Below are 838 nucleotides of genomic sequence, written 5' to 3'. Positions count from 1 at the left end.
TCGACACCGCGGACGTCTACGGCGGCCGGCGCGGGTTGTCCGAGGAACTCCTCGGCAGGTCCATCGCGGGACGTCGCGACGAGATCGTCCTCGCCACGAAGTTCGGCATGGACATGCAGGGGGTGAACGGGCCGGACTGGGGCGTGCGGGGCTCCCGGCGGTACGTGCGGCTGGCGGTCGAGTCGTCGCTCAAGCGCCTCGGGACGGACTGGATCGACCTCTACCAGATGCACGGCCCGGACGACGTGACCTCGATCGAGGAGACGCTGTCCGTGCTCGACGACCTCGTCCGCGAGGGCAAGATCCGCTACATCGGCCACTCGAACTTCGCGGGGTGGCAGATCGCCGAGGCCGAGCTCACCGCCTCCATCGCCGGCACCACGGCGTTCGTGTCCGCGCAGAACGAGTACAGCCCGCTCGCCCGGGGCGTCGAGGACGAGGTGCTGCCGGCCGTCCGTGCGTACGCGCTCGGGTTCCTGCCGTACTTCCCGCTGTACAACGGCCTGCTGACGGGCAAGTACACGAAGGCCGGTGGGCCCTCGGACGGGCGGCTCACCACGGCGAAGCCGCAGCTGCTGCAGGACGCGCCGTGGGAGATCCTCGAGGAGTTCCAGCGGTTCTGCGACGAGCGCGGCGTCACGATGCTGCAGGCGACCTTCGCGTGGTTGCTGGCGCAGCCCGGGCTGTCGAGCGTCATCGCGGGAGCGACGAAGCCGGAGCAGATCCGGCAGAACGCCGAGGCCGGGACGGCGTGGGAGCCGTCCGAGGACGACCTCGCCGAGATGACGCTGGTCTTCGACGGCGCCTGAGCGGGCGCGCCGCGGCCCGCGGCCGCGGC

The 838-nt window shown here is 71.4% G+C and carries 1 protein-coding gene; it reads left to right on the top strand.

Annotated features, from left to right (window positions below; all coding sequences use genetic code 11):
• Nucleotides 1-809 (top strand): aldo/keto reductase (locus tag BIV03_RS17545; RefSeq protein WP_071296603.1); only part of this gene is annotated, 809 nt, incomplete at its 5' end.
• Nucleotides 810-838: the final 29 nt, after the last annotated feature.

The organism is Curtobacterium sp. MCBA15_016, from assembly GCF_001865105.1.
Classification (GTDB): Bacteria; Actinomycetota; Actinomycetes; order Actinomycetales; family Microbacteriaceae; genus Curtobacterium.
Note: the sequence above shows the minus strand (reverse complement) of the source record. Positions and strands in the feature narration are given on the sequence as shown.